Source organism: Flavobacterium sp. GW821-FHT11G01, from assembly GCF_058808175.1.
Genome location: NZ_JBXARK010000005.1, coordinates 48,106 through 71,446, shown reverse-complemented (window position 1 = coordinate 71,446; position 23,341 = coordinate 48,106). Strand labels below are relative to the sequence as shown.

General features: G+C 33.4%; 22 protein-coding genes and 1 riboswitch. Of the genes, 8 read left to right on the top strand and 14 right to left on the bottom strand.

Annotated elements, in window-relative coordinates; all coding sequences use genetic code 11:
- The first annotated feature begins 43 nt into the window (after window positions 1–43).
- On the top strand, window positions 44–2,203 hold the full coding sequence (locus AC1RRN_RS11020) for a TonB-dependent receptor (RefSeq protein ID WP_492967352.1): 2,160 nt from the start codon (window positions 44–46) through the stop codon (window positions 2,201–2,203).
- A gap of 54 nt (window positions 2,204–2,257) precedes the next feature.
- Here AC1RRN_RS11020 and AC1RRN_RS11015 read toward each other — a convergent pair whose 3' ends face one another.
- Entirely contained in the window at window positions 2,258–2,671 is a 414-nt protein-coding gene (locus tag AC1RRN_RS11015; RefSeq protein WP_492967351.1) for a Rieske (2Fe-2S) protein, read from the bottom strand.
- 156 nt (window positions 2,672–2,827) lie between these two features.
- On the opposite strand from AC1RRN_RS11015, the gene greA reads away from it, so the two are divergent.
- Window positions 2,828–3,304: a transcription elongation factor GreA gene (gene greA, locus AC1RRN_RS11010; protein WP_029271926.1), complete on the top strand. Its 477-nt coding sequence runs from the start codon at window positions 2,828–2,830 to the stop codon at window positions 3,302–3,304.
- Between the two features lie 12 nt (window positions 3,305–3,316).
- Window positions 3,317–3,706: an HIT family protein gene (locus AC1RRN_RS11005; RefSeq protein ID WP_492967350.1), complete on the top strand. Its 390-nt coding sequence runs from the start codon at window positions 3,317–3,319 to the stop codon at window positions 3,704–3,706.
- 40 nt (window positions 3,707–3,746) lie between these two features.
- On the opposite strand, the gene AC1RRN_RS11000 is transcribed toward AC1RRN_RS11005, so the two are convergent.
- Entirely contained in the window at window positions 3,747–4,901 is a 1,155-nt protein-coding gene (locus AC1RRN_RS11000) for a sensor histidine kinase (RefSeq protein WP_492967349.1), read from the bottom strand.
- 159 nt (window positions 4,902–5,060) lie between these two features.
- Here AC1RRN_RS11000 and AC1RRN_RS10995 point away from each other — a divergent pair, with 159 nt between their 5' ends.
- The 4 genes from AC1RRN_RS10995 (at window position 5,061) to AC1RRN_RS10980 (ending at window position 8,012) form a co-directional block, all read left to right on the top strand.
- Window positions 5,061–5,936 carry a flavin reductase family protein gene (locus AC1RRN_RS10995; protein ID WP_492967348.1) on the top strand — a complete coding sequence of 292 codons (876 nt, stop codon included), beginning with the start codon at window positions 5,061–5,063 and terminating at the stop codon, window positions 5,934–5,936.
- Between the two features lie 30 nt (window positions 5,937–5,966).
- Entirely contained in the window at window positions 5,967–6,338 is a 372-nt protein-coding gene (locus AC1RRN_RS10990) for a DUF3127 domain-containing protein (protein ID WP_026983757.1), read from the top strand.
- A 239-nt stretch (window positions 6,339–6,577) separates the two neighbouring features.
- Window positions 6,578–7,216 carry a leucyl/phenylalanyl-tRNA--protein transferase gene (gene aat / locus AC1RRN_RS10985; protein ID WP_492967347.1) on the top strand — a complete coding sequence of 213 codons (639 nt, stop codon included), beginning with the start codon at window positions 6,578–6,580 and terminating at the stop codon, window positions 7,214–7,216.
- Window position 7,217: 1 nt separating this feature from the next.
- Window positions 7,218–8,012 carry an MOSC domain-containing protein gene (locus tag AC1RRN_RS10980; protein ID WP_492967346.1) on the top strand — a complete coding sequence of 265 codons (795 nt, stop codon included), beginning with the start codon at window positions 7,218–7,220 and terminating at the stop codon, window positions 8,010–8,012.
- Here AC1RRN_RS10980 and AC1RRN_RS10975 read toward each other — a convergent pair.
- The 12 genes from AC1RRN_RS10975 to AC1RRN_RS10920 all read right to left on the bottom strand — a co-directional run bounded on the left by AC1RRN_RS10975 (window position 8,009) and on the right by AC1RRN_RS10920 (window position 20,830).
- Window positions 8,009–8,719, bottom strand: a complete 711-nt coding sequence (locus AC1RRN_RS10975) for a HesA/MoeB/ThiF family protein (protein ID WP_492967345.1) — start codon at window positions 8,717–8,719, stop codon at window positions 8,009–8,011. The two genes, AC1RRN_RS10980 and AC1RRN_RS10975, sit on opposite strands and share 4 nt — an antisense overlap.
- A gap of 35 nt (window positions 8,720–8,754) precedes the next feature.
- Complete coding sequence (gene thiH, locus AC1RRN_RS10970; RefSeq protein WP_492967344.1) at window positions 8,755–9,876, bottom strand: 2-iminoacetate synthase ThiH; 1,122 nt, start codon at window positions 9,874–9,876, stop codon at window positions 8,755–8,757.
- Between the two features lie 140 nt (window positions 9,877–10,016).
- The gene (locus AC1RRN_RS10965) at window positions 10,017–10,787 is read right to left on the bottom strand and encodes a thiazole synthase (RefSeq protein ID WP_492967343.1); all 771 of its coding nucleotides are present in this window, start codon (window positions 10,785–10,787) and stop codon (window positions 10,017–10,019) included.
- A complete protein-coding gene (locus AC1RRN_RS10960; protein ID WP_492967342.1) occupies window positions 10,774–11,412 on the bottom strand; it encodes a thiamine phosphate synthase in 639 nt (212 codons plus the stop codon). Before AC1RRN_RS10960 ends, AC1RRN_RS10965 begins: the two co-directional genes overlap by 14 nt.
- Window positions 11,402–12,157 carry a hydroxymethylpyrimidine/phosphomethylpyrimidine kinase gene (locus AC1RRN_RS10955; protein ID WP_492967341.1) on the bottom strand — a complete coding sequence of 252 codons (756 nt, stop codon included), beginning with the start codon at window positions 12,155–12,157 and terminating at the stop codon, window positions 11,402–11,404. The genes AC1RRN_RS10960 and AC1RRN_RS10955 overlap by 11 nt, the downstream gene beginning before the upstream one ends.
- Complete coding sequence (locus AC1RRN_RS10950) at window positions 12,124–12,723, bottom strand: thiamine phosphate synthase (RefSeq protein WP_492967340.1); 600 nt, start codon at window positions 12,721–12,723, stop codon at window positions 12,124–12,126. The genes AC1RRN_RS10955 and AC1RRN_RS10950 overlap by 34 nt, the downstream gene beginning before the upstream one ends.
- A 34-nt stretch (window positions 12,724–12,757) precedes the next feature.
- The gene (gene thiC, locus AC1RRN_RS10945; protein ID WP_492967339.1) at window positions 12,758–14,581 is read right to left on the bottom strand and encodes a phosphomethylpyrimidine synthase ThiC; all 1,824 of its coding nucleotides are present in this window, start codon (window positions 14,579–14,581) and stop codon (window positions 12,758–12,760) included.
- Window positions 14,582–14,691: 110 nt separating this feature from the next.
- Entirely contained in the window at window positions 14,692–14,898 is a 207-nt protein-coding gene (gene thiS / locus AC1RRN_RS10940) for a sulfur carrier protein ThiS (protein ID WP_492967338.1), read from the bottom strand.
- An 84-nt stretch (window positions 14,899–14,982) separates the two neighbouring features.
- A riboswitch (TPP riboswitch) is annotated at window positions 14,983–15,081 on the bottom strand.
- 89 nt (window positions 15,082–15,170) lie between these two features.
- Window positions 15,171–15,740 carry a DNA-3-methyladenine glycosylase I gene (locus tag AC1RRN_RS10935; RefSeq protein ID WP_492967337.1) on the bottom strand — a complete coding sequence of 190 codons (570 nt, stop codon included), beginning with the start codon at window positions 15,738–15,740 and terminating at the stop codon, window positions 15,171–15,173.
- Window positions 15,740–16,411 (bottom strand): hypothetical protein, encoded by a 672-nt coding sequence (locus AC1RRN_RS10930; protein ID WP_492967336.1) that lies wholly within the window; start codon window positions 16,409–16,411, stop codon window positions 15,740–15,742. The genes AC1RRN_RS10935 and AC1RRN_RS10930 overlap by 1 nt, the downstream gene beginning before the upstream one ends.
- A 14-nt stretch (window positions 16,412–16,425) precedes the next feature.
- On the bottom strand, window positions 16,426–17,088 hold the full coding sequence (locus tag AC1RRN_RS10925; protein WP_492967335.1) for a queuosine precursor transporter: 663 nt from the start codon (window positions 17,086–17,088) through the stop codon (window positions 16,426–16,428).
- A gap of 58 nt (window positions 17,089–17,146) precedes the next feature.
- On the bottom strand, window positions 17,147–20,830 hold the full coding sequence (locus tag AC1RRN_RS10920) for a TraB/GumN family protein (protein ID WP_492967334.1): 3,684 nt from the start codon (window positions 20,828–20,830) through the stop codon (window positions 17,147–17,149).
- 244 nt (window positions 20,831–21,074) lie between these two features.
- On the opposite strand from AC1RRN_RS10920, the gene AC1RRN_RS10915 reads away from it, so the two are divergent.
- Window positions 21,075–23,192, top strand: a complete 2,118-nt coding sequence (locus tag AC1RRN_RS10915; RefSeq protein WP_492967333.1) for a M3 family metallopeptidase — start codon at window positions 21,075–21,077, stop codon at window positions 23,190–23,192.
- Window positions 23,193–23,341 lie beyond the last annotated feature (149 nt).

Genomic DNA, 23,341 nt, shown 5'->3' with positions numbered 1-23,341 from the left:
CAAAAAAGAATAATTCCCCCTTTTATTCGTAATTTTTTTACGGATGAAAACATTTTTTAAAGGTACTGAGTTGCTGAGGTACAAAGCCACAAAGGTTCAAATTACACGAACTAAATCTATTTTCTTTACTCTATTTTCTTTATTCTATTCTCTATTCTCTTTTTCTCAAGAGCAGGATTCTGTCAAAGTAAATTCTCTTGATGAGGTTTTGGTTTCAGCGGTTCGTGTTACTACAAAAACGCCGGTTACATTTAGTAATTTGGATAAAAAAGACATCAAATATAGAAATCTGGGTCAGGATATTCCAATTTTAATGAATTATCTGCCATCTGTCGTGACAACTTCTGATGCAGGAAACGGAATGGGTTACACCGGAATTCGCGTCCGCGGAAGCGATGCAACACGTGTTAATGTTACTATAAACGGAATTCCATATAATGATGCTGAAAGTCAGGGAACATTTTGGGTAAATATGCCTGATTTTGCTTCTTCTGTAGAAAGTTTACAATTGCAGCGTGGTGTTGGGACTTCAACAAATGGTTCTGCTGCTTTTGGTGCCAGTTTAAATATGCTGACAGATAATTATGCTTCAAAAGCAAATGGCGAAATATCAAGTTCTTACGGAAGTTTTAATTCTCAAAAAAATACAGTAAAATTTAGTACGGGCTTATTAAATGATCATTTTGAACTGGCCGGACGCCTCTCCAGAATCAAATCTGATGGTTATGTAGACAGAGCAAGTTCTGATTTGAAATCGTATTTCTTGCAGGGAACTTACGTTGGAAAAACCACTTTAATAAAAGCTTTGGTTTTTGGAGGAACAGAAAAAACATACCAATCCTGGAATGGAATTGATGCAGAAACCCTAAATACAAATCGTACTTTCAATTCTGCCGGAATGTATACTGATGAAGCCGGAAATATTCGTTTTTACGACAATGAAACTGATAACTATCAGCAAGATCATTATCAATTGCATTGGAGCGAATCATTGTCTGATAAATGGAGCTCGAACTTAGCGGTTCATTATACAAAAGGAAAAGGGTATTATGAAAATTATAAAGAAGATGCCGACATGGCAGATTATAATTTACTACCAGTTGGAGCAATAACAACAACTGATTTAGTACGCCAGAAATGGTTAGACAATGATTTTTACGGAACTACTTTTTCTGTAAAATATAAAGATGAAAAACTGGATGTTATTTTTGGTGGAGGCTGGAACAAATACGAAGGTGATCATTTCGGAAAAGTAATCTGGGCGCGATATGCTTCTCAGTCAGAATTGGGAGATCATTATTACGATGATTTTTCGACTAAAACGGACGGAAATATTTTTGCGAAAGCAAATTATCAATTCACAGAAAAATTAAGTTTCTACGGAGATCTTCAATACAGAAATGTAAAATACAAAGCCAATAGTGCAGAAACAGGTTTAGTTGATGATAATTTCAATTTCTTTAATCCGAAAGCGGGTTTAAATTACGAAATCAATCAAAAAAATACCCTTTATTTTTCATACGCAAGAGCCAATCGTGAACCTAACAGGACAGATTATGAAGGCGGAAATGTGAAACCGGAAAAACTAAATGATTTTGAATTAGGCTGGAGATTCAATTCTGAGAAATTTCAATTGAATTCGAATTTCTATTATATGGCTTATAAAGATCAATTGATCTTAACCGGAACATTAGATGATGTTGGTGCGCCAATTCGTTCAAACAGTGAAAAAAGCTACCGTTTAGGTTTTGAAGTTGATGCGACAATTAAACTTTCTGATAAATTTATGCTTCGTCCAAACTTCACTTTAAGCAGTAACAAGAATGTTGATTTAGATGTTGAAGGACAAAATTACGGAACAAAAGATATTGCGTATTCGCCAGAAGTAATTGTAGGAAACATAATTGTTTACAGCCCGATTCAAAGTTTACACATTTCGTTATTACAGAAATACGTTGGCGAACAATACATGAATAATATCGAATTGCCATCAGCAAAACTGGCTGATTATTTTGTGAATGATTTGAATGTATCTTATGAAATAAAACCAAAATCTGTTTTCAAATCAATAATGATTACAGGTTTGGTAAATAATATTTTAGATAAAAAATATGTTTCAAACGGATATATGTGGGATGTTTATCCATATTATTATCCGCAGGCAGGAATTAATTTCTTAGCCGGACTGACTTTGAAATTCTAAAATATTTTAAAAATAAAAAAGCCTGAAAATTTAAACTTTCAGGCTTTTTTGTTTTTAATTATAAACGTGAATCAGCGTTCCGATAACTTCAACTCTATATTGTTTTAGGGGATATTCCTTGCCGCCAAGTCCGGTAAATAAACTATATGCTGTCTTATCGCAAGAACAAACGGCATTAATGCCATCAATCGTCATCGCAGTGCACGAATTTAAAGCCTGATTTGGGCATGCAGCATCAAAAGCATTATAACTGCTTCCTGAGTTAAAAATGATAACCCCTTTTGCTCCAAAATTCGGAACAATCACACCATTACTTGGAAATTTGAGATTTGAATAAGCTGGTAGATTCATATCTACAGACAAATTAACAGAATAATTTGGTATGTTAGGATTGTTATTGCTTCTTTCGCTGTTACTACAAGAGAAAAGCACAGAAACAAATACGATTAAGAGCCAGAATTTTTTCATTGATTTTAATAAGAATTGGTGAAACAAAAATAAATTATTTAGTTTTGAATTTTATATGATTAACATATAATTATGTACTATTAAAAATAATAGTATATTTGTAATAAGAAATCCCGTCCCGATGGGATTTTTTGTATTTATATAAACGATGAAGTTATGAGTAAAGTATCTTATTATACAGCAGAAGGATTAAAAAAATTGAAAGATGAGTTGGAGCATTTAAAAAGTGTAATGCGTCCGAAGGCATCTCAAGATATAGCAGAAGCAAGAGATAAAGGTGATTTATCTGAAAACGCCGAATATGATGCAGCAAAAGAAGCACAGGGTTTATTAGAAATGAGAATTGCTAAACTGGAAGAAGTGTATTCTAACGCCAGATTAATAGACGAATCACAATTGGATGTTTCGAAAGCATTGGTGCTTTCTAATGTAAAAATTAAGAACCAAAGCAACGGAATGGAAATGAAATATACGCTTGTTGCTGAAAGCGAAGCTGATTTGAAAACTGGAAAAATATCAGTAACATCTCCTATTGGAAAAGGTTTACTTGGGAAATCTGTTGGAGAAGTTGCCGAAATTACAGTTCCAAACGGAGTTTTGAAATTTGAAATTCTTGAAATCTCAAGAGATTAAAAAGCTTAAAAGATGAGTTCTATATTCACGAAAATAGTAAACGGAGAAATTCCTTCCTATAAAATTGCTGAAGACGATAAATATTTAGCTTTTTTAGATGTAAATCCAAATGCAAAAGGACATACGCTTTGTATTCCAAAACAAGAAATCGATAAGATTTTTGATATGGATGATGAATTATATTTAGGATTAATGAAGTTTTCTAAAAAAGTAGCAATTGCTTTAGAAAAAACGGTTCCCTGCAAAAGAATCGGAATGGCGGTTGTTGGTTTAGAAGTTCCTCACACACACGTTCATTTGATTCCTTTAAATCATATGGATGAAATGCGTTTCCAAAATAAAGTATCACTTTCTAAAGATGAATTTGAGGCTTTGGCAAAAGACATTCAGGCGAATTTGTAATAGTAATTCTGAGATAAAATAAAAAAAGAGCAGTAATTATTTACTGCTCTTTTGTATTTAAAGAAATCTGAAATGTAGTTCCTTTTCCAATTTCAGAATGCAAAACTTTTATTTTCCCCCGGTGATATTCTTCTACAATTCTTTTGGTCAATGAAAGTCCTAATCCCCAACCTCGCTTTTTGGTTGTAAAACCAGGTTCAAAAATGGTTTTGAATTGTTTTTTTAAAATTCCGGTACCAGAATCTTTGATGTTTATTTTGACATGATGTGCATCTTGCTCAATATGAAGATCTAGAGTTCCTTTTCCTTTCATAGCGTCAATCGCATTTTTAACCAAATTTTCAATCGTCCAGCTATGAAGTGTTGGATTGATCATGGCAAAAACGGGTTCCTTTGGAGCATCATAAGAAAAAGTGACTTGTTTTGAAAATCGTGATTGCAAATATTCATAACTACTTAAAGTCTCAGAAACAATATCATGAACTTCTAAAGCAGGAACTGAACCAATTTTTGAAAAACGATCTGTAATGGTTTGTAATCGTTCAATATCTTTTTCAATTTCAATTGTTATTGATTGATCAATTTCTTCTGTTCTTAAAATTTCAACCCAACCAATTAAAGAAGAAAGAGGCGTACCAATTTGATGGGCGGTTTCTTTTGCCATACCGGCCCATAGCTTATTTTGAGTAGCCATTTTGGTGCTTTTATAAAAATTGTAGATCAATGCACCAAACAAAAAGATAATCAGCAATAATGCAATTGGATAATATTTGAGTTTATTGATTAACTCCGAATTTCCATAATATAATTTTTGAAATTTCCCCGGAGCGTATTCAATAACAATAGGATCATTTTCTCTCTTTAGATTATTTAAATAGGAAAGCGATTTTTCTTCGTCTTCCATTATTTTTTCCGGCACATTGACAGAACTGATAATTTTATCGCCGTACATCGTTAGCATTACCGGAACCGAATGGTTATTGTTTAAAATCTCAAGTGGTAAATCCAAATCTGTGTTTTCATCTGCATTGACCAACGCCTTCTGTGCATTGGCTAAAAGATTCATTTTTAATCTTTCTTCATTTTTGAAAACCTGAAAAAAGATATAGGTATTCCAAAGAATCAGAGAAATGATTAAAAAGGAAATGGAAATGATAATCCAACGGGTAGTATTTCTTCTTTCGGAAAAAGACATAGGTATTTTTTTGAGGTATAAATATAACGAAATAAACACATTTTATATTTTGTTATTTGCTAAAGATTTTTGTTTTTATGTGCTAAAGTATTTCTTTGGATTAAACGATTTCTCTACTTTTGCAGATACCGAAATGAGGTTCGGTTAAAACCAAAAGATATGATTAGCATTAATCCAAAAGAGATTCCAACGGCAAAATTACACGGTTATCTGCAAAGTGCTGTAGGACCAAGACCAATTGCTTTTGCCAGTACAATCAGCGAAAAAGGAATTCCGAATTTATCGCCTTTTAGTTTCTTTAATGTTTTTAGTGCCAATCCACCAATTTTGGTTTTTTCGCCGGCACGACGCGTAAGAGATAATACTGTCAAACATACTTTAATCAATGTCGAAGCAACACGCGAAGTAGTGATTAATGTGGTTAATTACGATTTAGTACAACAAACCTCTTTGGCCAGTACAGAATATGCAGAAGGTATAAACGAATTTATTAAGGCAGGGTTAACACAAATCCCGTCAGATTTGGTAAAGCCGTATCGTGTAAAAGAGTCTCCGGTGCAGTTTGAGTGCAAAGTCACGCAGATTATTCCGTTAGGAACTGAAGGCGGAGCAGGAAATTTGATACTTTGTGAAGTGGTAAAAATGCATATTCACGAATCTGTTTTAGATGAAAATGGAGGTATTGATCAACATAAAATTGATTTGGTTTCAAGACTTGGAAATAATTGGTACTCAAGATCGAACCAAGGACTTTTTGAAGTGCCAAAACCACTAACAACTTTGGGAGTTGGAGTAGACGTAATTCCGAATTTCATCAAAGAAAGCCCCGTTTTTAACGGAAATGATCTTGGAAAATTAGGTAATATAGAAGCCTTGCCTACAACAGAAGAAGTTAGTATATTTGTGAAAGAAAATTTTTCAGTGAAAGGAGTTTTGAGCTCAGATGATCAGGAAAAAATTCATTTAGAAGCCAAAAAATACCTGAATATTGATGATATTTCATCGGCTTGGAAAGTGCTTTTAGCTAAAAAATAAGAATAGAAACAATAATTAATATAGACGAAGATGGAAGTTACAGGAAAAGTAAAAGTGGTTAATCCAGAGCAACAAGTTAGTGCTGCATTCAAAAAAAGAGAGTTGGTTGTTACTACAGACGAACAATATCCTCAACATATTTTGATTGAATTTACTCAGGATAAGTGCGATTTGTTAAGCAGCTACAAACAAGGTGAGGCAGTAAAAGTTTCTATCAATTTAAGAGGAAGAGAATGGGTTAATCCACAAGGAGAAACTAGATATTTTAATAGTATTCAAGGTTGGAGAATCGAAAGATTAGCTCCGGAAGGTCCTGCACAGACTGCACCAATGCCAGCTGCAGAAGCTTTTGCTCCGGCAACAAACTTAAACGAAGACGAACCAGACGATTTACCTTTCTAAAAAAGAGTAAATTTTAAAGTTATAAATTCCAAATTCCAAATCATTCCTATGTATTTGGGATTTGGAATTTTTTATATTGATCTCATTTTTTGTCATTTTGACGAAGGAGAAATCACACAAGTAATTCCGCAAAAAAAATAGCCAATTTTTGTAGAGTTTCTAGTGTGATTTCTCCTTCGTCAAAATGACAAGACAATGATTAATTGGAATTTGGAATTTAAAGATTGATTATTTAAAAGATGTATTATTTACGTGAAGATTTATTTTTCCCTCCCGTTTCAGAAGCCGATGAAGATGGTATTTTGGCAATTGGTGGAGATTTAAATCCAGAAAGATTAAAGCTAGCTTACAAAAGTGGTGTTTTTCCCTGGTTTAATGAAGGAGAACCAATTTTGTGGTGGTCGCCGGATCCCAGAATGGTTTTGTTTTTGGATGAATTAATCGTGTCCAAAAGCATGCGTAATATTTTAAATCGAAACCAGTTTAAAGTTACTTTTAATCAAAATTTTGAAGATGTAATTTCGAATTGCCAAAAGATAAAACGAGACGGTCAAAATGGAACATGGATTTCGAACGAAATGATTAAAGCGTATTGCAAATTGCATACTCAGGGAATTGCAAAATCAGTTGAAGTTTGGCAAGATGAGGTTTTGGTTGGTGGTTTGTATGGAATTGATTTAGGAGATATTTTTTGTGGAGAAAGTATGTTTTCAAAAGTGTCCAATGCTTCAAAAGTTGCCTTTATTGCTTTGGTAAATAAGTTAGAAAAGGAAAATTATAAACTATTAGATTGCCAGGTTTATAATCCACATTTAGAGAGTTTAGGCTGTCGCGAAATCGATCGTGATGAATTTATATCTATTTTAAAAAGTAAATAAAATGAGTGCAATTCATGTTGTAAAAGAAATTTATATCTATCCAATAAAAAGTTTGGCGGGAATTAGCTGTAAAAATGCTAAAGCAGAAGAAATGGGGTTTGAAAATGATCGCCGTTGGATGTTGCTGAATGCAGAAAATCAAATGATAACGCAAAGGGAATATCCTATTATGAGTCAGTTTTATCCGCAAATTTCTGATGGAAAAATTAGTATTATTTTTAAGGATGAAAAACATGAATTTTCTACAACGGAGCATTTAAATAATTCAATAGAAGTAAATGTTTGGGATGATAAAAGCGAAGTTGTTGAGGTAAATAAATCAACCTCAAAATGGTTTAGCAAACAATTAGGTTTTGAATGTAAGTTGGTTAAAATCATTAAAAACGGAGATCGCAAACATGAAAGTTCCCGACTAAAAGAAACTTTCAATGTAAGTCTTGCTGATGGATATCCGTATTTGTTAATCGGTACAGAAAGCCTTGATTTCTTGAATAATAAATTGGCAGAAAAAATTACAATAAAAAGATTTCGTCCAAACATTGTAATTAGTACTCAAAAAGAACATGAAGAAGACAATTTTGATACTTTCAAAATTGGTGAAGTTCAATTTAAAAATGTAAAACCTTGCGGCAGATGTATTATGGTAAATAATGATCCGCAAAAAGGTGTCGTGAAAAAAGAACCTTTGAAAACTTTAAGTAAGTATCGAAATGTAAATAACTCGGTTTTATTCGGAACTAATATTGTGAGTTTGAATTCAGGAATGATTCAGGTTGGTGATGAGGTTGTTTTTTAAAAATTCAATTTTGTAAAATTCCAATCCAAAGTATTAAAAAGTACCAATTCATTTTTTAAAGTTGGCAATTCTAAAATCAATTTAAGTGTTTCATGCGCCATCATAGTTCCAATAATTCCTGGCAAAGTTCCTAAAACGCCATTTAAATTGCAATTCGGTACCTCTTTTGGATCGGGCATTTCAGGAAATAAATCGCGCAGGTTTTTACTTCCGTTATGGTTAAAAACAGCAACCTGACCTTCAAAATTTAAAATGCTTCCGTAAATCAAAGGCTTCTGAAATTGTACACAAGTATCGTTTACTAAATAACGTGTCGTAAAATTATCAGACCCATCAACAATAACATCGTATTGCTGAATGATTATTGCGGCATTTTCACTTGTCAATTTCGCATTCATAGCTTCAACTTCAATTAAGGGATTTAGTTTTGAAACAACTTCTTTGGCAACAAGTGCTTTTTCTTTTCCAATTTCATTTTCAGTATATAAAATCTGTCGATGTAAGTTGTGAATTTCGATAGTGTCAAAATCTATAATTCCAATAAAACCAATTCCTGCCGTTGCAATATATTGTAAAATAGGACAGCCTAAACCACCGGCGCCAATTACCAAAACTTTTGCTTTTTTTAATTTTTCCTGACCTTCATCGCCAATTTCAGGAAGAATGGTTTGTCTGTTGTAACGGAGAAACTCTTGTATGATACTCATTTTAATTTTAGATTTTAGATTTTAGATTTTAGATTTTAGATTGATGAAGTGAAACTCTTATCCCAGTCTTTCCAGACCGGTTCGTAGCCAGAATTTTTTATGATTTCTGATATTTCTTTTGCAGATCTTTCGTCACTAATTTCAAATTGCTCTAAAGATTGCGGATCTACCACATAACCACCGGGATTTGTTTTAGAACCAGCGCTCATACTTGTTACACCAATCGGAATAATATTATTTCTAAATTTTTCATTTTCACGAGTGGATATGGAAATTTCCAGATCTTCATTCCATAAACGATAAGCACAAATAAGTTGTGTCAAATCTTTATCATCCATAATAAAATTAGGCTCGATAATGCCTTCAGCCGGACGTAATCTCGGAAAAGAAACAGAATATTTCGTCTGCCAATATTTCTTTTGAAGATAATGTAAATGCAGCGCGTTAAAAAAACTATCCGTTCGCCAATCTTCCAAACCTAATAAAACACCCAAGCCTATTTTATGAATTCCGGCAGTTCCAATTCGGTCAGGAGTTTCCAGTCGATAATCAAAATTTGATTTTTTTCCTTTAGTGTGATACTTTTTATAAACTTCCTGATGATAGGTTTCCTGATAGACTAAAACAGAATAAACGCCAGCTTCATGCAAACGTTCATAATCTTCGGTAGAAAGTGGCTGCACTTCCACAGAAATAATCGAAAATTGCTCTCTTATTAAGGCAATTGCGTTCAGGAAATAATTAATATTTACCGTGTAATTTGCTTCGCCGGTAACCAATAAAACATGATCAAAACCAACATTTTTTAATGCTTCAACTTCGAGTTTAATCTCACTATCAGTGAGTGTTTTGCGCTTGATTTTATTGTCTAAGCTGAAACCACAATAGGTACAAATGTTTTGGCATTCGTTGCTTAAATAAAGCGGTGCATACATTTGAATTGTTTTTCCGAAACGCTTTTTGGTGACTTCATGACATTGTTGTGCCATTTGCTCTAAATAATTTTGAGCAACAGGAGAAATCAAAACTAAAAAATCATCGAGATTTCGTTTGGTTTTTGATAACGCACGTTCAACATCTTGTGAAGTTGTTTGGTATATTTTAGATTGAATATTATCCCAATCATATTGCTCAAATATTGCTTTAAATGTTTTCATTGGATTGTGTTTTTTAACCGCAAAGTGCGCTAAGGATTACGCAAAGGACGCAAAGCTTTGTGTTTTTTGTTTTTGATGAAAAGTTCGCAAAGCTTTGCGTCCTTTGCGTAAAACCCTTGCGTCCTTCGCGGTTAAATAATTTACTCATATAAAAAAGAAGTCAAAGGACTAGAAGCCACAGCATAATTTTGTTGATTAGCAATTTTAGCTTCAAAAGCTTTTCGTCCTGCAATAACGGCTTCTTTAAAAGCTTCAGCCATTAATTTTGGATTTCCGGCAACGGCAATTGCAGTATTAACCAAAACAGCATCAGCGCCAATTTCCATTGCTTTTGCGGCATCTGATGGCGCTCCGATTCCGGCATCTACAATTACCGGAACATTACTTTGTTCGATAATAATTTCGAGAAAATCTATGGTCTTTAAACCTTTATTACTTCCAATTGGCGAGCCTAAAGGCATTACCGCAGTTGTGCCTGCACTTTCTAAATGTTTGCACAAAACAGGGTCAGCATGAATGTAGGGTAATACAAAAAATCCCAGTTTTGCTAATTCTTCCGTTGCTTTTAAAGTTTCAATTGGATCGGGCATTAAATATTTTGGATCCGGATGAATTTCAAGCTTTACCCAATTAGTTTCGAGCGCTTCTCTTGCTAACTGTGCAGCAAAAATGGCTTCTTTGGCATTTCTGGCTCCTGAAGTATTGGGTAATAAATTGATATTTGGATGTTTTAAATGAGATAAAATAGCGTCGGTATCTGTTTCTAGATCGATACGTTTTAAGGCGACCGTTACCAATTCACTTTCTGATGCCAAAATAGCTTCTTCCATCTGGATATTAGAACCAAATTTTCCTGTTCCCAAAAACAAACGGGATTTAAAGCTTTTATCGCCAATATTAAACAATGACATTTGCATATAATTTTTCGTTGAGTTGTTGAATTAATTTTTCTTTTTGATCACTTTTTGTAATCATTCCGGAAACAGCTATTCCATGAATACCCGTTTCCATTAGCGGATTTATGTCATTGATTGTGAGTCCGCCAATGGCATAAACCGGAATTTTTATTTTACTGTTTTTCATTTTTTGAAGAATAGTATAATAACCTGATAAGCCTAAAATGGGACTCAGTTTTTCTTTTGTACTTGTGAACCGGAAAGGACCTAATCCAATATAATCACAACCATTTTTTACATGATTTTCAATGTCTTCAAATGTGTTGGCTGTACCGCCAATAATTTTTGTATTATCTAAAATTGCCCTTGCGTCTGCAATATTCATGTCGGTTAAACCTAAATGAACACCATCTGCAGCGATTTGTTGTGCGAGATATAAATTGTCATTTACGATGAAATTGGCGAGATATTCTTCGCATAAAAATTTTACCGCTTCCGCTAAAGCAAAAGTATTTTTGGCCGTTTGATTTTTGAAACGCAGCTGTATCCAATCGCATCCGGCGTCTAAGGCCAGATGAATATTATGTAATTGTTCTTCGATTGTATTTCCTTGCGAAATGTATTGCAGTTTATTGTACATAGTGATATCCAATTAAAGTTGATGTTGAACTCAGGTATTTTTCTATGTAGGTTTTAGCATTTTTACAAGCTTCATGCAAAGTTTGATCTAATGCCAGATTTGCGGCGATTGCGGCTGATAAAACACAGCCTGAACCATGTTTTTCAAAGCATTTTTTTTGGGAAGGGGCTAATTCAATAATTTCATTTTTTAAGAACAAACGATCAGTGCCAATTTCCGATTCGTTATGTCCTCCTTTTAGTAAAATGTTGGTTGGAATTTCATTTTGAAGCCAAAGTTTGTTTGGAATAAAACCAGGAAATAAAATTTCAATTTCGTTGTAATTTGGCGTAATTAGCTCAATTTTTGAAAGTACCTGATTAAGATCGGAATCTTCTTCGACTTTCAAAAATTCGAATTTTGTTGTTGATTTTAAAACCGGGTCCCATACAATTTTAGTAGTTGGAGATAACAGTTTTATCGTCGACAGAATTCGGTTTAAATAATGCAGGCTTGGCATAATTCCTATTTTTACTGTTTTGATTTTATAACTTAGAAATAAGGTTTCGATCGAACGAATTACAAAACTTAAAGAGGTCCATTGAATTTCATAAAAGCGATTTTCTGTCTGAATTGTATTGGCCGTTACCACAGCAAAACCGGTTACCCGATGTTGCTCGAATGTTTTAACATCTGCCAAAACACCTGCGCCACCACAAGGATCAAATCCTGCTATGCTAAGTACGAATGGGCGATTTGCTGACATAATTTAAATTGTTTTACAGGGTTTTTACTATTCCAGATGCTTCCTAAAAGCGCAACATTATCAAAACCGTTTTCAAGAGTTCTTTTGATATTTTCAGCATCAATTCCGCCTAAAGCGATAACTTTTGCATTAAAATTTGTTCTTAGTTTTAAAGCCTCAAAAAGATCTTTTTCGGGATAATATTCTACTTTAGAAATGCTTTTGAAAACAGGACTTAGCAATGCGTATTCAAAATCTTTTTCTAAGGAATTAAAATCTTCTATAGAATGAGTTGACGTTGAATACTTACAAGGTTTTGAAAACCCTGTAGGAAAGTTTTGAGAATGTTTTCTCTCTTTTTCAGAAAAATGAATTCGATTAATCCCAAAATCTTCTGCTACTTGATGATGACTGTGTAAAACCAAATTAGTTCTGAATTTTATTTTTATCTGATTAATAAATTGAGCCATTTCAATTTTAGAAAATTCAGGTTTCCGAATATGAAGCAAAGACAATCCTTCTTCAAATAAAGAATCAATAATGCTGATTTCGTTAGAAATGACAGAAGGATTTGTAATTACAATCATATCTTTTTTTCTTTCTTCTTGACTCTTTTTTCTACTATATATAAATCTCTTTCCCTTGTTCAATAAATTCTTCTGACTTCTCCTGCATTCCTTTTTCGGCGGCAGCCACATCTCTAATTTCCTGGGATATTTTCATAGAGCAGAATTTCGGGCCACACATCGAGCAAAAATGCGCCACTTTAGCACCATCAGCCGGAAGTGTTTCATCATGAAATTCTCTGGCAGTATCAGGATCAAGAGAAAGATTAAATTGATCTTCCCAACGGAATTCAAATCGAGCTTTACTTAAAGCATTGTCACGATATTGTGCTCCCGGATGACCTTTGGCCAAATCGGCAGCATGAGCTGAAATTTTATACGTGATTACTCCATCTTTTACGTCTTTTTTATTTGGTAAACCAAGATGTTCTTTTGGCGTTACATAACACAACATCGCACAGCCATACCAGCCAATCATGGCAGCTCCAATTGCAGATGTAATATGATCATAACCCGGAGCAATATCTGTTGTTAATGGTCCAAGAGTGTAGAAAGGCGCTTCCTGACAATGCTCTAATTGTTTGTCCATATTCTCTTTAATCATGTGCATTGGTACGTGACCTGGCCCTTCGATAAAAACCTGAACATCATGTTTCCATGCAATTTTTGTTAATTCTCCAAGCGTTTCTAATTCGGCGAATTGTGCAGCATCGTTGGCATCTGCGATAGAACCCGGACGTAATCCATCTCCCAAAGAAAAAGCAACATCGTACTGTTTCATGATTTCGCAGATTTCTTCAAAATGGGTGTACAGGAAGTTTTCTTTATGATGAAACAAACACCATTTTGCCATAATTGAACCGCCACGCGAAACAATCCCGGTTACACGATCTGCAGTTAAATGAATGTAGCGCAATAAAACTCCGGCGTGAATTGTAAAATAGGAAACGCCTTGTTCTGCCTGTTCGATTAAAGTATCACGGAAAACTTCCCAAGTCAAATCTTCGGCAATTCCTTTTACTTTTTCCAAAGCCTGATAAATAGGAACCGTACCAATTGGAACGGGTGAATTGCGGATAATCCATTCTCTGGTTTCATGAATGTTTTTTCCTGTCGATAAATCCATAATGGTGTCAGCTCCCCAACGGCAAGCCCAAACCGCTTTTTCAACTTCTTCTTCAATACTCGAAGTCACGGCGCTGTTACCAATATTGGCGTTTATTTTGACCAAAAAATTACGACCGACAATCATCGGTTCGCTTTCAGGATGATTAATATTGTTTGGAATAATGGCTCTTCCGCAGGCAACTTCACTTCGAACAAATTCAGGAGTGATTTTACTTTTTGGTGTATTAGCTCCAAAACTATGTCCGGCATGTTGACATTGCATCGCTTTGGTTTGCTCGTTTAACAGTTCGATGCGTTGGTTTTCACGAATCGCGATATATTCCATTTCAGGAGTTATAATTCCCTGTTTGGCATAATACAACTGCGTTACGTTTGCTCCTTTTTTAGCACGTTTTGGTTGATGTAAATATTCGAAACGAAGATGATTTAGGCTTTCATCTTTCAATCGGGTTTGACCATAATCTGATGTTATTTCATTTAGAATTTCGACATCATTTCGATTTAGAATCCAGCTTTCGCGTAAGCGTGGCAATCCTTTTCTAATGTCGATTTCAATGTTTGGATCTGTGTAAGCACCTGAAGTGTCGTAAATCGTTACAGGTGGATTTTTCTCAATTCCGCCATTTGAAAGTTTGGTGTCGCTTAAAATGACTTCACGCATCGCCACTTTTATGGGATGAATTTCGCCATTGACATAAACTTTTTTAGAATTCGGAAAAGGGGTTCTGGAAATTTGTTCTTCTGTTGTCATAAGGAAAGAAGTTATGAGTTATAAGTTATTGTAGAGACGCACAGCAGTGCGTCTACGTTCTGTATGAAATTGGAATTTTATCCCGAGGCTTTGGGATTGGAATTTAATTTTTAGCCTCCCTGAGTAGCAGAAATAATCAGAATTTCGTCGGTTTCTTGTACGAGATGTTGGTTCCAATTAATTCTTGGAACAATAGTGTTGTTAATGGCAACAGCAATTCCGTTTTGTTTATTGGGAATTTCGAGATCGAGCAATGATTGAACGCTAAGCGATTCAGCATTGAAATTTTTAATTTGTTGGTTGATTTTTAGTTCCATTCCATCTGATTTAGAGATTATAAAGATTCACTGCGGTGAATCTCTACCTTAGGAATGGCTACAAAAACGCATAAAAATGCGCGCAGAAGTCATCTTACTTTTCCCTACGCTAGTATGAACTAGATCAGGTTCAGAGGGTAAAATCTCAGCCTGCTTTTTTAGCAGACACCCCTAAAGTGTGAAGCAAATGTAATAAAATTTTGTTTGGTTGTTTAAAAAAGTTTCAAGTTTCAGGTTTCAGGTTGTCTTTGAAAATTGAAAACTGCGACTGTTTATTTAGTTCTTTTCCAGCAATCTTCGGCGTGATCATTGACCATTCCGGTGGCTTGCATGTGTGCATAAATAACGGTTGAACCAACAAATTTAAAACCTCTTTTTTTTAAATCTTTACTGATTTCGTCAGAAAGTGGAGTAGTGGCCGGAGCGTCTTTTGAAGTTTTAAGGTTATTTATAATGGGTTTTCCATTGGTATATTTCCAAATATAATCAGAAAAACTGCCAAATTCTTCCTGGACTTTCATAAAAGCCTGAGCGTTAGAAACTGCAGCTTTTATTTTTAATTTATTGCGGATGATTCCGGGATTTTGCATTAATTCTTCGATTTTATCTTCAGAATAATGAGCTATTTTTTTATAATCGAAATGATCAAAAGCATTTCTGAAATTCTCCCTTTTATTTAAAATAGTTATCCAGCTTAAACCGGCCTGAAAAGTTTCTAAAATTAAAAATTCGAACAAGGTAAGATCGTCGTAAACAGGAACGCCCCATTCTTCGTCGTGGTATTTTTTATATAAATCGCTGGAAGTACACCAGCCACATCGAATTAAATTTTCGTTTTCCATTATTTACCAATTTGCCAATGATACCCTTTTACGCTTGGTATATAGGCGGAATGGCCTATGATTATTAAATCATTATACACTTTTCTATTGTATTTAATGCCAATTGCTTTGCCTGACATGAACATTTTATTGGCCTGAAATCTAACTTTCATATTGCCATCTTCAAGTTCAGCATCAGATGCTTTTTCAACAAGCCAGGTCGAACGCCATTTTACTGCTAGTTCATCGTGGGCAATTCGCGTAACGCTTTTAACCAGTTTAACCGCTTCTTCGGGTATTTTAAAATTTTGTGTCAAATCCTTTTGAGTCATGGTTTGGCCAATTTTAGTTCCTGAAAAGATTTTGCGGAGATTAACAAAATTCATTAAATCGTTTTCTTCCTTTTTTGGAGGAGTTGGAGCTTTTTCTGCTGTAGTTTTTGCAATCGGAATTTCTGCTGTAACAATGGGTTTAGTTACAGTAAAAACTTTGTTTTTGTTAAGAGGTGAATCATTGCTATTGTCTTCTGCGACTACTATTTTAGAAGGAATAGGATCGAGTGGTTTTTGAGGCGCAGGTTTTAAAGAACTAACAGGATATACTTTTTTATTTGGTTGTTTTTTATCATCGCTGCCACAGCTACAAAAGAAACAACTTATTGAAAATAGTAATATAAAATTAGTTTTTTTCATAACAATAAATGTTTTTAATCCTTATTAGAAATGTCTCCTTCCAAATATTTTTTAATCAAATGATGTCCTGCGTAAATTAATGGTGTCAATAAAATGGCAATAGATAATTTAAATGTATAGCCTATCAATGCTGAGGAAAGAAAGGTATCAAAGTCAATTTTTCCCGGAAGCCAAAAAGCTATTCCAAGTACAATAAACGAATCAAACAATTGCGAAATCACAGTTGATCCTGTCGTTCGAAGCCATATTTTCTTATCACCTGTTCGGTTTTTAAAGAACCAAAAGATACTCACATCTATAAGCTGCGAAACCATAAAAGCGATAATACTTCCGACGATAATCCACATACTTTGTCCAAAAACGGCCTGAAATTGTTCATCATTTACAGGGCTTATTCCTTTTGCTGCCGGAATTACAATTGCCATAAATAAAATTAAAAAGGCATATGCAATTAAACACGCTGTTATAAAAGAGAGTTTTTTAACTCCTTTTTCTCCAAAATATTCATTTATTAAATCGGTTGTCAGGAAAACTACCGGCCATGGCAAAATACCAATACTCATTACAAATGGCCCAATCTGAATTAATTTTCCTCCAATAAGCTCTGCGACAACTGCATTTGTTATAAAAATTCCCGCCAGAATTACAAAAACAATTTCTTTTTTGGTTTTGAACATAAATACGTACTATAAAATCTGATACTTCAAAGTTAACTATTTTATGCTGAAAATAGCTTTAATATTCTTCACCAAGTGATAACTCTTCTTCTTCCTTTTCTTTTTCAAAACTGGCTCTAATATGATCGCCATTCAAAGTTTCATTGATAATAAGAGCGTATGTTTTCTCGGGATCCGCTTCTATATCTATTGTTTTTATTGGAGAGGTAGTATAAGCCAAAGGATTTATTTTTTTGTTTTCATTTAAAAAGGCAATAGTGTACAATTGCTTTTTAATCGTTTTTGTTTCGTCATTTTTCCTTTGGATTTGATAAAAATAAAACGAAATTTCATGATTGTCTTTTTCTACAATTTGCTTTTTTAATAAAGTTATAGAATCCTTTTTAGAAAGATTTTGAAAATTTAAAACAGCAGATTTTGCAATCTCATCATCTGTAAAATGAATTAAATCTTTTTTATTTTGATTTAATAATAAATTGATTGTAATAAATTCCGTTTTAGGATCATTTAAAAAGCCTTCAATTTCGGTCTTATTTAAGGTGTTATGTGTAATTCCTAATCGGGCTAATTCTATATTTAATTCTGGAATATTGAGGGTTTTTATTTTTTTCAATACTTCTTTAACAGCATTATCATCGGCGTAATTATAAATTAAATTCGTGTAATTTATCAAATCAGTTAATGATCTTGATGATTCAGAATAAAATGTCACTTCGTCTTCTGCTGTCGCAGCAGCTTGTGTAGCCTTGTTTTTTTCATTCCAGCTTGCTACCCTTTTGTATTCAAGTTTTGTGTTGGTCAGGATTATTTTTTTGAATGCTTTTAATTTTTTAACCGAAATCAATTTTTTCTCTAATAATGAATTACAAAAGCTAATGATTGGTTTGTTGTATTCTTTGATACTGTAATACTGAAAAATTTCAGGAAACAATTCTTTACTGTTTTCCGGGTCTCTTTCAAACGTATAAAAAAGACTTCCAATCTCATATTGTAAATCGGAAATCGGTAAATCATACTCTAATAATTCATTGATTTTTTTGTATGCTGCTTTTGATTTTTGGTACGAAATACTTTTTAAGATACTAATCTGTACATCTGTTTTAGTAGATTCTTTTTTATAATAATTTTCCAGATACGGAATTACTCTTTGATCCTCTATTTTGCCAATTTTTTCCAGCAATGAAATTATGGCATCGGTTTCACTTTCTTTAAAATTAAAAGTATTGATGAAATTTGTAATAGTTTCAAAATCATTTTTTGTAATATCCAGATTGTCTATTGTGTTTAAAGCAGAATAGCGAATAGTGTCTTTTTCGCTTTTAGCGTCTTCTATAAAAAGTTTTACTTTGTCCTCTGTTATATCAGTTTTGATGTTGTCAACAAGATCTAATGAGTTAAAAGTTTTTTCGATAAAAGGATCGTCATTTTTATAGTTTTTTGCTACCAAAGTATTCAGCAAATAATACGTATTATTTTTATAAAGAACTTTGTATTTGATGGCTTGAGTTGCGTTTGCTTTTGTAATGACGGCATTGATAGTATAACTATTTTGGTCTTTATTAAAAGTGGTGCTTTGCGATAAAAACTCATAATTGTCTTTTTTGCCAGCAAGAATTTCATCCCATAAAGATTGTGAGAATCCTTTTTTAAGAAACAATTCAGGACTTAGTAATGAAGTTGCCGTTTCGTAAATTTCATCATCTTCTGCTTCAAAATAATTTTGTTCAGAATCATTTTCATATTGATTTAGAAATTCTTTTTTAAGCATACGCTGAACAGAATCAATCGATAATGTTCGTTCGTATTTTGGGAATTTATGATAGGCTAATTTAATTTTTCTACCTGTTTCAGAATTAAATGTCTGAAACTGATTTACAACCTTAAATGCATTTTTTGTCTCACGTTTGTTTTTGTTTAACTTTAAAAATAGATTTTCGTTTTCCTTTTCGGGAATTTCTATTTTATAGTTCGCTGTTGAATCTATCAAAACTTTCGATTTAGATTTGTAATCAAACGGAGTAAGTACAAATGAATTAAAAAATCGATTTGTGTTCACTTCTGATGCATTTACAGAACCCAATAAATAATATTTGTTACCAGAAATAATTGTTTTTAATTTGATACTTCGGTCACCAATTTTAGAGGTTGAAACAAAAGAATTTTCTGTTTTATTATATTGCGTAGCGGTTGAATCCTGATTTTGTTGAAGATAAAATTGATAGTGAATTTGCTTTTGCTCGTATTCAGAATTTTCAAGAAAACTGGTATCATTCAATGTTTTTTCTTTTAAAAAATAATAAGCTTTTTCCTGATTGTCGTATGCCTGAATATCAATATTAGTTCCTTTTGCGATACTGTTTCCAAAGACAAAATTAAATGAAGGAATTTCTGCCTCAAAACCGCCTTTCAAAGGTTTGATCTTTTCCCATTCGTTTTTAAAAGGCTTTATTTTGATATTATCAAAAACTTCATTTTCATATTGTCGAACGTAATTTGCCGGTCCGGTCATCGAAATAGAAATGATTTCTAAAGGCGTGATGTAAAATTTAGAATGCTGAGCGTTTCCTGTCTTTGTAATGTTTTTTATATCAAAGCTTGAATAATTGGGCTGTTCGGCATATTTTTTTTCAATAATATCTCCCGGAATTTTTTCAAAAAACAAACTATCCAATGATTTTGGATTATATGGAACACCAGTATTTTTTAGAAAATAATTTAGAGGAATTCGTTTTATTGTAATGGCGCCACCGTTAGTGAAATCTGGAGAGCCCATACTTTCGTTTTCTTCGATAGTAGTTTTGTATAATGGCAATTGTACCATTTTGTCTTTAGTATTCGAAACAGTAAAATTTGGATTTGGGAAATAAGCCTCAATAGTTTTCTTTTGATTTTTTCCGTTTTCAGTAAAAGTGTCAATTATAGGTTTTACTGTGTAACCTTTTTGTCTTAAAAGCGTAATTATACCGTCGTTACCCGCAAGATGTGCTGCTCCGACTGCTGAGAATAAACTACCTGTTTTGGCAATAGAATCAATGCTTTTGGTCATTATTTTATTGCGGTTAACGATAAGGGCATCATGTGCTTTTTTTGAAAATATTAATTTATAAATCGAGTCAAGCATTATAATGTCTTTCTCTCTGTAATATTCTTTTAAAACCTCTTGCGGATTTCTGTTTTTTAATATTTTTACTAGCGCAAGTTTGTTTTCTTCTTTTGGTTTTGCGTCTTCATCAATAATTTGTAATATCGAAAGCATTGATTCTTTGGCATCTTCCAAACCAACAATTTTCTTTTTGTATTTTTTTCCGGTTTGAAAAATAAACATATCTAATACGGTGTCTTCCTGAAAATCTGCCTGATCTCCCTCAGCTCCCGATAACATGTTTCTAAAGTATTTACCATTATCATTAATAAAAATGGTTTGAATATTTTCTTTTGTTGTCGGAAACAAATAGAATTCTGTATAAAACTTTTTATAGGAATTAAAATCATTACTTTTCATCAGATCATTCAAATCTCCCCATGTTTCAGGATTGCTTTCATTGGCCACAATGTCAGAACCCAGAAGATTTGTAAAAAACGAATCTGATAAATGAAACGAAATTTTATCGTTAACATGCATAGTTCCGTATATATAAGATTTTTTGGTTAAACCGTTACCGGATATTTCCCAAAATAAACTTTTGTTTTGCGCCTGAAGAACTGAAGTTATTAGTAATGAGATGTAAAGTAGTTTTTTCAAGAGGGTTGGTTTAGTGGTTTTGCTAAACAAATATAAAATAGATTGCGGTCTTTTCGTTTATGAATTTTACTTTTTCTTTGTTTTTTATAAGGTATTTTCTTAAAAACTAAAAATGGCCTTTGAGAACTGTGCTGGTTTATGCGATCAATCTTTTTTAAGATAATTGAATTTGCTTTTGATTGGTAATTTTTAGGTACTTTTGAAACAAGAACAAGTTCTATTATTTAAAATAAAATTAATGAGAATGAAAAAATTAATGTCAATTTTTATCATGGGTACAACCTTTTTTGCGGCTACCGCACAAAACAATTCTGATAACCCATTGCTTAAACCATGGACTGGTCCTTACGGAGGAGTTCCTGCTTTTAATGAGTATAAGGTGTCAGATTTTAAACCGGCAATTCAATTTGCTATTCAGGAAAAACTAAACGAAGTAGATGCTATTGCAAATGATCCAAAAGCGGCAACTTTTGAAAATACTATTGTTGCGTTGGAGCGTTCCGGGAAAACAATTGAAAGCATTATGACGGTTTACGGAATTTACAGATCAAACCTAAGCAGCCCTGAATTTAGTGCAATTGATAGAGAATTATCACCAAAGTTTTCTGAGTTTTCAGACAAGATAAATCAGAATAAAAAATTGTTTACCAGAATTGAAGCGGTTTACAATTCAAAAGAAAAAAGTAAACTTACAGGTGAACAACAACGTTTAATTTGGTTGTATTATACCAATTTTGTTCGCCAGGGAGCAAAGTTAAATGATGCTGATAAAGTAAAAGTAGCGGCAATAAATAAAGATTTGGCATCGCTTTTTACTCGTTTCAGTCAAAACTTATTAGCGGAAGAAAATAATCAGTATGTAGCATTAAAAACGGAAAGTGATTTTGATGGTTTACCATTAGAAGTTAAAAATGCAGCAATTGCTGAAGCAAAAAACCGTAAGATTGATGCTTTGGGTTGTATTGCAAACACGCGCTCGTCTATTGAGCCTTTCTTAACTTTTTCGACACGCAGAGATTTAAGAGAAAAAGCATTTGATATTTTTGTAAAACGTGGCGATAACGGAAACGAAAATGATAACAATGCAACACTTGTTTCTATTTTGGAATTGCGTACTCAGAAAGCAAAATTATTAGGTTACCCAACTTTTGCAGACTGGAGTTTGTCTAACAAAATGGCAAAAGATCCTAAAAAGACTTTAGCACTTATGGAATCTGTTTGGGAGCCGGCTGTTGCTCAGGTACATAAAGATGTTGCCGAAATGCAAAAGATTGTTGATGCTGAAGGAGGAAAATTTAAAATTCAGCCTTGGGATTACCGTTATTATGCAGAGAAAGTTAGAAAAGCAAAATACGATTTAGATCAAAATGAAGTGAAACCTTATCTTCAGTTAGAAAACTTACGTGAAGGTATGTTTTGGGTAGCCGGAGAATTATTTAATCTGAGCTTTAAGCAAATTACTGATGTTCCTGTTTATCACCCTGATGTTCGTGTTTGGGAAGTAACCAACAAAATAACAGGTAAAAAAGTTGGTTTGTGGTATTTTGATCCTTATGCGCGTGCAGGAAAACGTTCTGGGGCGTGGATGAACGCATACCGTAATCAGGAAAAACTAGATGGAGATGTATTAACTATTGTATCTAATAACTGTAATTTTATTAAAGGAACAGCAAATGAGCCGGTTTTAATTTCATGGACAGATGCAACCACTTTATTTCATGAGTTCGGGCATGCATTGCACGGATTATGCTCAAATGTAACCTACCCAAGTTTAGCCGGAACATCAGTTGCGCGCGATTATGTAGAGTTTCCATCTCAACTGTTGGAGCACTGGTTAGCAACTCCGGAAGTATTGAATAAGTTTGCTTTACACTACAAAACAAACCAGCCATTGCCACAAGTTCTTGTAGACAGAATTAAAGAAGCTGCTAATTTTGGTGAAGGATTTTCTACTGTAGAAACTATTTCGAGTTCTTTAGTAGATATGAAACTGCATTTGACCACTACTAAAATTGATCCTCATAAATTTGAAAAAGAAACTTTAGATGCACTTCATATGCCATCAGAAATTGTAATGCGTCACCGTATCCCACAATTTGGACATATTTTTTCTAGTGATGGATATGCTGCCGGATATTATAGTTATTTATGGGCCGATGTTATCAATGCTGATGCATGGGAGGCTTTTACAGAAGGAAAAGGACCATACGATAAAGCAGTTGCAAAACGACTTTATGAAAGTGTTTTTAGCGTCGGAAATACGATCGATCAGGAAAAAGCGTACGAAAACTTCAGAGGAAGAGCACCAAAATCTGATGCTTTAATGCGTGCAAGAAATTTTCCTATTACTAATAAAAAATAAGAAATTAATGTTCTAAGGAATATTAATGGAATTATGGAATCGGGACAGTTTTATACTGTTCCGATTTTTTTTTACTTTAATTCAATTTTATGCTATAAGACATAAACAAAAAAAGTCCCGAATAACTGAATATTCGGGACTTTTTATAT

Excerpts from the sequence above, each read along its gene's own strand:
- AC1RRN_RS10965 (WP_492967343.1), bottom strand. The coding sequence starts at position 10,787 with ATGTCATTGTTTAATATTGGCGATAAAAGCTTTAAATCCCGTTTGTTT.
- greA (WP_029271926.1), top strand. The coding sequence starts at position 2,828 with ATGAGTAAAGTATCTTATTATACAGCAGAAGGATTAAAAAAATTGAAA.
- thiS (WP_492967338.1), bottom strand. The coding sequence starts at position 14,898 with ATGGAACTAAAAATCAACCAACAAATTAAAAATTTCAATGCTGAATCG.
- AC1RRN_RS10960 (WP_492967342.1), bottom strand. The coding sequence starts at position 11,412 with ATGTACAATAAACTGCAATACATTTCGCAAGGAAATACAATCGAAGAA.
- AC1RRN_RS11020 (WP_492967352.1), top strand. The coding sequence starts at position 44 with ATGAAAACATTTTTTAAAGGTACTGAGTTGCTGAGGTACAAAGCCACA.
- AC1RRN_RS10980 (WP_492967346.1), top strand. The coding sequence starts at position 7,218 with ATGAGTGCAATTCATGTTGTAAAAGAAATTTATATCTATCCAATAAAA.
- AC1RRN_RS10930 (WP_492967336.1), bottom strand. The coding sequence starts at position 16,411 with ATGAAAAAAACTAATTTTATATTACTATTTTCAATAAGTTGTTTCTTT.
- thiC (WP_492967339.1), bottom strand. The coding sequence starts at position 14,581 with ATGACAACAGAAGAACAAATTTCCAGAACCCCTTTTCCGAATTCTAAA.
- AC1RRN_RS11000 (WP_492967349.1), bottom strand. The coding sequence starts at position 4,901 with ATGTCTTTTTCCGAAAGAAGAAATACTACCCGTTGGATTATCATTTCC.
- AC1RRN_RS10935 (WP_492967337.1), bottom strand. The coding sequence starts at position 15,740 with ATGGAAAACGAAAATTTAATTCGATGTGGCTGGTGTACTTCCAGCGAT.
- AC1RRN_RS10955 (WP_492967341.1), bottom strand. The coding sequence starts at position 12,157 with ATGTCAGCAAATCGCCCATTCGTACTTAGCATAGCAGGATTTGATCCT.
- AC1RRN_RS10950 (WP_492967340.1), bottom strand. The coding sequence starts at position 12,723 with ATGATTGTAATTACAAATCCTTCTGTCATTTCTAACGAAATCAGCATT.
- AC1RRN_RS11015 (WP_492967351.1), bottom strand. The coding sequence starts at position 2,671 with ATGAAAAAATTCTGGCTCTTAATCGTATTTGTTTCTGTGCTTTTCTCT.
- AC1RRN_RS11005 (WP_492967350.1), top strand. The coding sequence starts at position 3,317 with ATGAGTTCTATATTCACGAAAATAGTAAACGGAGAAATTCCTTCCTAT.
- AC1RRN_RS10975 (WP_492967345.1), bottom strand. The coding sequence starts at position 8,719 with ATGAGTATCATACAAGAGTTTCTCCGTTACAACAGACAAACCATTCTT.
- AC1RRN_RS10990 (WP_026983757.1), top strand. The coding sequence starts at position 5,967 with ATGGAAGTTACAGGAAAAGTAAAAGTGGTTAATCCAGAGCAACAAGTT.
- AC1RRN_RS10915 (WP_492967333.1), top strand. The coding sequence starts at position 21,075 with ATGAAAAAATTAATGTCAATTTTTATCATGGGTACAACCTTTTTTGCG.
- thiH (WP_492967344.1), bottom strand. The coding sequence starts at position 9,876 with ATGAAAACATTTAAAGCAATATTTGAGCAATATGATTGGGATAATATT.
- aat (WP_492967347.1), top strand. The coding sequence starts at position 6,578 with ATGTATTATTTACGTGAAGATTTATTTTTCCCTCCCGTTTCAGAAGCC.
- AC1RRN_RS10995 (WP_492967348.1), top strand. The coding sequence starts at position 5,061 with ATGATTAGCATTAATCCAAAAGAGATTCCAACGGCAAAATTACACGGT.
- AC1RRN_RS10925 (WP_492967335.1), bottom strand. The coding sequence starts at position 17,088 with ATGTTCAAAACCAAAAAAGAAATTGTTTTTGTAATTCTGGCGGGAATT.